Here is an 8299-nt window from a genome sequence, read left to right as displayed (position 1 = left end):
CGCGGTGCCATGTCCGCCAATCAGTGAAATACTTCCGCTGAGCAGACCAAAGACAGGCTCTAGGCCAAACATTGATGCGACAGAAATACCGACGATGTTCTGCATGATCATGAAGAAGATAGTGATTGCTAGCAAAATGACCAAGGGCTTTCCGCCTTTGAACAGGTCTTTCAAACTTGAGTTAATACCAATCGTGGTAAAGAAGTAGACCAATAATACATCGCGAGCAAACAGATCAAACTGCACTTCAATTGAGGTCGTCGCGTAAAGAGCCGCGAACAGGAGCGATGCCAAAATCCCGCCAGAGACAGGTTCTGGAATACTGAACTCTTTCAAAAAACCGATGACCTGATTGAGCCTCCGACCGATAAATAGAACCACGATCCCCATGGTCACTGCAAAGAATGACCCGAGATGTAAGCTGTTGTTTTCAAATTCCATAGTGATCCTTGTAAAGGTGAAATTATGACGTGATTTTTGATTGCCAGATTGCGCTTTAATAAGCAACTGGATTAGCATTATTTATTATATTCAAATGATAAGAAGTTTTGAAATTCCGGATCGGCAATAAGTTGTTTATTACCTTCTTCAATCAATAGGTCGACGTTTTCTTTGTCGATCATAAAGTCCGTCGGAATTTGATTGAGTAAGTATCGCTTGGCACTGTTGTCTGATTTATTCAAGCTGATCTCAATGAAGTGGGGAGAAACCTTACGACCTTGATGAGAGGCCAGCTCCGACCAAGACTGCAACTCGTCGACGATCAAATCTTTTGTTGTGTCGTTATAGCGATGCAGCTGGATATCGGTGATGACGTCCACCGTTTGTTTCATGGAAGGCGCTTCAATTGACTCTCCAATACCAGATTCTGGGTTCGTCGATGCATCAACCGAAATGATGACAATAGGACGCGCGTGCTGGTAGTCGTACAAGTTTTTCAGTTCTTCGTTGTCGTTGTAACGCAAGTATTCAGACATCTCATACACCGACAGCAAACCGAGGTTGTCAGTAATCCCGCCATCCACAAGGTGGAGATAACTCACATCATCCTTATTGCTATATGACTCTAACGACTTGATCAGATTTCGGTTGCGGTAACTGGTGGCGTCGAATGAGGGTTGTATGTGTTCTGTTTTGTCGCAGTCGTTTTTGTTTTCAAGCACAACAGGAGTAAATACAAAAGGGACAGCAGAAGAGGCGGCCACCGAGCTAGACACGGAATAGCTGTTTAAGTCTGAACAAATCAGGTCAAAGTACTCTTGTGTGAATGAAAAGCGCGAACCCGTTGAAATGTCGGTTGCGTTAATCACAATGTAGGGCGCATTTTCTCGGTGCATGTCGGCAAACGTGCTTTCACCGAAGATGTTGGCTTTGTAATAGTCGGTGGCTTTGTCTGTTCTGGTGGCGTACGAGAACCAATAAGTAGGAGATAAAAGGATGGAAAACAGATCTTTCGAGACTTCGTGATAAAGGAACGTTTCTTCGTAATCTTCGAATATCTGGTCGCCATAGATACCATAATAGGCGGCGGTAAAGCTGCCACCGGATACCGAGCTGATCATATCGACTTCATCTAACAGATTGACCGTTTCACCATCGATTTCGATGTTGGTGTCGCGCAATGCTTGCAACACGCCATATGAAAGCGCTGCCGCACGTGTGCCGCCACCAGAGAAAGAGAGGATCAACGTGACTTTGCTATTGGGTTTATTGAAGCTCTTCGCCGTGTAGGCTTGATTCTGCTGCGCGGCAGATTGGCCTGTGTTGGTTGCTTTGTTCTTCGCGCTACAGCCTGAAAGGGCAAGCGAGAAGGCCACTAACAGTGAAATTTTCGCGAACCCCTTAAAATCGGGACTAGGTGTGTTGAGCGTGTTCACTTTGTTTTTTGGCATAGCGCATTTCAAACTAACGTTGAGGTTGAGTGAAAGGCTATTTTCGTTGATATCTAATATGCCATCAATGGCGTCACCTGTAATTCAGTGTCACGATTTTCATAACAATCTAGAGGTATTCAAGCTTATTTAGAACTGTTTACAGTCATCTTCAGTAATCTAGAGTTATCTTCAGCAATTCATAGCGACTTAATGCTACCCAAAAACACAATCTTGCTTGGTTTCATTCCACAAAGGGTATTGCTTCATGACTTGGGTGTAGAGCTTACTTTCCAAGTGCGCTCTTAACCAACGTCCTACGTTTTGGTATTCAGATTGCACAAACCACTTCTTTTCGACCCGCACAAACTGGCTGACAAAAGGCATCACCGCAAAGTCAGCCAAGCTTGGAGTTTCTCCGAAAAAGTAGGGTTGATCGGTGAGTAGCGCTTCTAACTGACTAATGAACGCTTCGCAGGCTTGTCGGCGTTGTTCAACATCGATGTTTCGGTAACGAACAGACGCTCTGTACTTTTCTAAGTGGCCAATAAAATCTTCATCGTTGGTTTTGATGAGCTGGTGGACTTGTTGGCTCAGTGTTGGATTACTTGAACGAAGAAGATCTTGAGGATCGTTTTGCTGAAGTGCCCAGTTCATAACATCCAAGCTCTGCTCAATGATTTGTCCATCTGGCAACACCAATACCGGAACGGTCCCTTTTGGCGAACTGGCCAATAGTTCACTAGGCTTGTCTTTGGTAACGATTTCTCGAAGTAACACTTTTTGCTGTGATAGTGCGATGCCCATTCGTCCGCGCATGGCGTAAGGGCAGCGACGTAAAGAATAAAGGATAGGTAAATCGGATTCGTTTGGCATTATTGAGGTCATTTAGTTTGAAAAGTGTTGTTAGGTGGTAAAGAGATCGTGATGTAGGTAGAATACGCGGCTTAAAAATTATAAGTAAGTGAGCGACTTCAAAAATGAGCAGAAAGATTGAGTTATTAGCCCCAGGTGGCGATGTAGAGGCGATTAAAGCAGCTATCGTAGCGGGTGCTAATGCGGTTTATTGCGGTTTAGACACCTTCAACGCTCGTAACAGAGCCTCTAACCTATCGTTAGATGAGTTGAATGGTGTGATTCGCCTTGCTCATGAATACGGTTGTGAAGTGTTTCTGACTCTTAACGTTGTGCTGCTGGAGCATGAAATTAAGAGCATCACTAAACTGTTGAACCAGCTTGTGAACACTAAACTTGATGGCATCATCGTTCAAGATCTTGGTTTGTTCGATTTGGTGAAAAAGCATTTCCCATCGTTAGATGTTCACGCATCGACTCAGTTAACGACACACAACGAAGGCCAGATTAAGTTCTTGTCTAAAATTGGCGCAACACGCGTTAACTTGTCTCGTGAATTGAACCTGCCAGAAATCAAAATGCTGACGGAAGTGGCACACGATCACGATGTTCTAACCGAAGTGTTTGTACATGGCGCTTTGTGTATCGCATTCTCTGGCCAATGTTACTCAAGCTCAGTAAGTGTGGGTAACTCAGGTAACCGTGGCCGTTGTAGCCAAGCATGTCGTGATGAATACGAAATCACTGATGCAGGAAACAAGTTTCCACTGAACCTGAAAGATAATTCAGCGTACTACGACCTACCTGAATTGGTTGACGCGAAAGTCGACTCATTGAAAGTTGAAGGCCGTATCAAAGGCGCACACTACGTATACACAGTGGTTGATACGTGGCGCAAACAAATTGATAGCTTTGTAGAAAGTGGTTTGTTGATCGAAGACGATTCAAACCTGCACAAAGTATTCAACCGTGATTTCACTAACTCTTTCCTTAAGGGCAACCTAACGAAAGACATGTTCATTGATAATCCTCGTGACAACAGCATGAACTACGCCGTTGATAAAGCGACGAAAGAGAACAATGAAATCTCAGTGGTACAAATTCAAGAAGTGACCAGCGATCTTTATGAAGCGAAAAATGCCCTAGGCAGCGAAATGCGCGACAAGATCGAGTTCCTTGATATTCGTAAAACCCCCGTGTCATTGTCGTTTAGCGCTAAGGTGGGTCAACCATTTACGGTGACAGTGAACACACCAAAAGAAAACTTTACGGTTCAATCTCAATCATTATTGGCAACAGCTAAAGAGACTGCGATTACTCAGGCGTTACTTGAGAAGCGTTTCAAATCAGTGAAGAGTGCTGTTCATACGCTTGAAAACTGTAACTACGACAACTTAGATGAAGGTCTGATTCTTCCTTTGAAAGAAGTGTCGGTCTTAAAAGACGAAATCGATTTCATCTTAAACGGTTCTGTCAAAGTGATTAAGCACGTTGAAGTGCCAGCACTGCCTCAGCAACCAAAGGTTAACGAGAAGCCAACCATGTCGATGCTTATCGCTGATGTGGAAGACTTGCACCTGTGTGACGTAACTGACGCGGATGTTTACTTCAAACTGCCTGAAAGCTTCAAGAAGCGTTGTAATAAGTACATCGACATCTTGGCAGCAAACCCACGTTTGATTCCTTGGTTCCCTGCAGTATTGATCGGTAAAGATTACGACGAAGCGGTTCGTATTCTTGAAGAGATCAAGCCAGCTCGCATCGTAACCAACAACACGGGTATTGCTTACAAAGCTTACGAGATGGGAATTGAGTGGGTTGCTGGCCCATTCATGAACACCACAAACTCTCACGCACTGGTTACGCTGAAAGAAGAGCTGAACTGTGCTGGTGCTTTCATTTCGAATGAGATCAACAAAGGTCAGATTCGTCATATTCGCCGCCCAGAGAACTTCAAACTGTTCTACAGCATCTACCACCCAATCTTGATGATGACCAGCCGCCAGTGTTTCTTCCAAAGAACCGTGGGTTGTAACAAGCCAAGCATCGAAGCGGGTTGTATGTTGAAGTGTGAGAAAGCGACCACGATTACCAACGTGAAAGGCATCTCTTTCGCGGTTGATAAACAGAAGGGTGGCTACCCAAGCATTTACAACCACGAGCAGTTCTTAAACCATGACGCTGTAACGGATTTCTCAGGTCTGTTCGACGAGTTCTTCATTGACCTGACCAACATCGGCGCGGGTTCGAAAGAAGTACAAGACAAAGTAGAGCTGACTAAACATTTCCAAGGTTTGATTAACGGTGTTGACGGTTCACAACAGAACCTAGAGCAGATGGTTGAAGTTCGAACTAATGCTCAGTACGTTCAAGGTTTATAAGGTGCAAGGTCTATAAGTCTTAACCGTTTATAACCGTTTATAACCGTTTATAACCGTTTATAACCGTTTATAACCGCTTATAAGTACTCTGAACCAATAAACAAAAGGCCACTCAATCGAGTGGCCTTTTTGTATCTGAGCATTTGAATCAGCGAATACGTTATTCCGTCACGGCTTCTTGTTTGAAGCATGGGCTTTTCAACGTGTTCATCTTTTCAATTTCGTTGGTTAAGCGCAGCGAGAGCAGAGCTTTTTGGTTTGAAGCAAAATCAAACATCACGATAGTCGCGGTGCCAATGGTCGTCAGTTTTTGCTGAGTCTTACTGACAATCGCGTATTCCATGGTGAATCGGTCATCTTGAATATCGGTGACACGAGAGCCAATCATCAAGGTATCTGGATACGTGACTGGGCGGAAATATTTACAGTAAGTGTCACCAAGAACAGGGCCAACTTTGGTAATCGCCATCTCTTCCATCAGCTCAACGTGCTTGAAAAATTCTAAGCGAGCGGTTTCAAAATAGCGAAAATATACGGCGTTGTTAACGTGATTGAGTGCGTCCATTTCTCCCCAAGCGACAGGGATTTCTGTTACTACCGGGTAGTCAGATAATAGTGCTTCCATGCGAACTCTCTTATTGTTATCTGTGTAGTTAATGTTATCTGGGTAATTAATGTTATCAGCTTATCCTTCATCGGGATAAGTTGTTATTGGAATAAAAACCCTACCGCTAAATTAACAAAACTGCAACACGTGTGATTTAAGTTTTTGAAGCTTGAAACCACACAATGTCAGAGACTTAACTTTCCGTTACTTATCGATTAGTGTCTCACTAAACAAACGACTTACGCACATCCACTCAATGATTACGCACTAAGGTGTTTGAATTGAAGTTCAACTAAGCGTTGATACAATTCGCAGCTATTGATGAGAGACTGGTGGTCGCCGATGTCTACTAGCTGTCCTTTATCGAGCACCGCAATCTGGTCGGCGTGTTTAATTGTTGATAAACGATGGGCGATAATGATCGTCGTTCTGCCACGCATCAACTCTTCTAACGCTTGTTGTACGTGATGCTCACTTTCGCTGTCTAGCGCACTGGTTGCTTCATCCAACAATAGAATGTTTGGATCTTTTAAGATGGCACGTGCGATGGCAATGCGTTGTCTTTGCCCGCCAGAAAGCCTAACACCGCGTTCACCAAGAAAGCTGTGATAGCCTTCAGGTAGGTTTTGGATGAACTCATGTGCGTGTGCTTTTTTAGCGGCCTCGATAACTTGTTCGTCCGTTGCTTTCGGGTTTCCGTAGCGAATGTTGTGGAACACATCGTTACTGAACAGAGCAGGTTGCTGCGGTACCAATGCCATCTGCTTTCTTAGCTCGTTAGGATCAAACTGATTCAGTTCAACACCGCCTAAGGTGACTTTACCCACTTGCGGGTCGTAGAAACGTTGCAACAGTTCAAACAGGGTAGTTTTACCTGCACCAGATGGGCCAACCAATGCCAACACTTTGCCTTCATGGGCAGTCAGTGTGAGGTTACTTGTTGCGGGCTGGTCGGGTCTTGATGGGTAACAGAAGGTCACACCATCAAAAGCGACTTCTGGTGTCACGTTATCTAGTGATGTTGGGTTCGCTACTGGCGCAACAATATGGCTTTCAACTTGTAGGATTTCGATTAATCGCTCGGTCGCACCTGCCGCGCGTTGCAGTTCACCCATCACTTCAGAAATGGTACCTAATGACGAAGCGACCATAATGGCATAGAAGACAAATGCCGCTAAGTCACCCGCTGACATCGTGCCGTTGATGACATCACTACCACCAACCCACAGCATGCCTGATATTGCGCTGAACACGATAACAATCACACCAGAGATAAGTATCGCGCGCTGTTTTACACGCTGGCGACCAATCTCATAAGCCTTTTCCACTTCTACCGCGAATGACGCTTTCTCTTGCGCTTCTCGGCTGTAGCTTTGAACCGTTTTAATATGCTCAATCGCCTCACCGGCATAAGACCCGACATCAGACATCGAATCTTGGCTTTGACGAGATAGGGCTCTGACACGACGCCCGTAGACAAGGATTGGAATCAAGATAAATGGCACCGAGGCCAATACAATCAACGTCAGCTTAATATTGGTCGCAAACAGCATGATGATTGCACCAATACACATCAACGCGCTGCGCATCGCCATGGAGAACGACGAACCTATGATGCTTTGAAGCAGAGTGGTATCCGTTGTAATGCGCGACATGATGTCGCCACTGCCATTGGTCTCGAAGTAACTCGGATGCAGCGTCACGACATGATTGAAAACCGACAAACGAATATCCGCACTCACGCGCTCCCCAACAGAAGAAACCAAATAGAAGCGGAAGAAAGTACCAATCGAGATCAATACGACCACGACCATGATGAATTGAATCGCGCTGCCTAAATCTGAGAGTGATTGTTGGCTAAAACCTTGGTCGATGAGAAGGCGAATACCATGACCGACTGAAAGGGTTAAGCTCGCCGTGAAGATCAACGCGATCAACGCGGCAATAACACGACCTTTATAAGGCTGAATGAATTTGCTTAGCTCAAACAAAATACTGAGGCTTTTCTTCTCAGGTTTGGGGTCTGGCGCTTTTTGAGTAGAGCGCTGAGTCTGTCGCTGGTTTGAGTCGAGCGTAGAAGAGACATCGTTTTGCATATGACTGCCTTAATGTGTTGTCGCTTTAAAAATAGATGGCTTGTTGCTTGTTGCTTATGACTAATTGCTTATGGTTTATGACTTATTGCCTGTACTGCGCGTTTTTCGCTGGGAAGTCATTGTTGTTGAGAATAGAACCCATTAAAGCATTTATTGCGCTGTGACGCTTCCTAGGAAACTCAATTTCCAATATTTCATCATAACCAAGTGCATAGTTCGAAACGACCTTAAAGGAAAACTAAGCATTCTGATCTAGTCAGTTCGATAGGAAAGTAGGGGGTTTAACCCTGATTTTTATGCAAGTAAACTAGCGCTAATAGGAGAGTGCGCTCATAAGTTAGCAATCGAATGATGATTTATAAATTGACAGTAAAACGTTTGCTTTTTATCTCGATACTAACCTTATCAATAGCTTGCAGATTTTAGTTGTAAGACCAGTTATAGCGACTGTTTTTTGCGCAATATTTGTTACAAAAATTCAACAAAGTA

At 44.3% G+C, this 8299-nt stretch carries 6 protein-coding genes; 1 reads left to right on the top strand and 5 read right to left on the bottom strand.

Annotation, left to right across the window (positions count from 1 at the left end; genetic code table 11):
• The 3 genes from AACR09_RS20875 to AACR09_RS20865 form a co-directional block, all read right to left on the bottom strand.
• Positions 1 to 441 (bottom strand): sodium/glutamate symporter (locus AACR09_RS20875; RefSeq protein WP_228010797.1); only part of this gene is annotated, 441 nt, incomplete at its 3' end.
• A 77-nt stretch (positions 442 to 518) separates the two neighbouring features.
• Positions 519 to 1892, bottom strand: coding sequence for a patatin-like phospholipase family protein (locus tag AACR09_RS20870; RefSeq protein WP_193835625.1), 1374 nt, complete (start codon positions 1890 to 1892; stop codon positions 519 to 521).
• A gap of 195 nt (positions 1893 to 2087) precedes the next feature.
• Complete coding sequence (locus tag AACR09_RS20865; RefSeq protein WP_065205248.1) at positions 2088 to 2678, bottom strand: glutathione S-transferase; 591 nt, start codon at positions 2676 to 2678, stop codon at positions 2088 to 2090.
• Positions 2679 to 2851: 173 nt separating this feature from the next.
• Here AACR09_RS20865 and AACR09_RS20860 point away from each other — a divergent pair, with 173 nt between their 5' ends.
• Positions 2852 to 5107 carry a peptidase U32 family protein gene (locus AACR09_RS20860; RefSeq protein ID WP_193835624.1) on the top strand — a complete coding sequence of 752 codons (2256 nt, stop codon included), beginning with the start codon at positions 2852 to 2854 and terminating at the stop codon, positions 5105 to 5107.
• 160 nt (positions 5108 to 5267) lie between these two features.
• Here AACR09_RS20860 and AACR09_RS20855 read toward each other — a convergent pair whose 3' ends face one another.
• On the bottom strand, positions 5268 to 5732 hold the full coding sequence (locus AACR09_RS20855; protein ID WP_193835623.1) for an acyl-CoA thioesterase: 465 nt from the start codon (positions 5730 to 5732) through the stop codon (positions 5268 to 5270).
• A gap of 242 nt (positions 5733 to 5974) precedes the next feature.
• Positions 5975 to 7810, bottom strand: a complete 1836-nt coding sequence (locus tag AACR09_RS20850; protein ID WP_193835622.1) for an ABC transporter ATP-binding protein/permease — start codon at positions 7808 to 7810, stop codon at positions 5975 to 5977.
• Positions 7811 to 8299: the final 489 nt, after the last annotated feature.

Origin of the sequence: Vibrio sp. OPT20, from assembly GCF_963889365.1 — a bacterium.
Lineage (GTDB): Bacteria > Pseudomonadota > Gammaproteobacteria > Enterobacterales > Vibrionaceae > Vibrio > Vibrio splendidus.
This window is presented reverse-complemented; position numbering and strand designations above follow the sequence as displayed.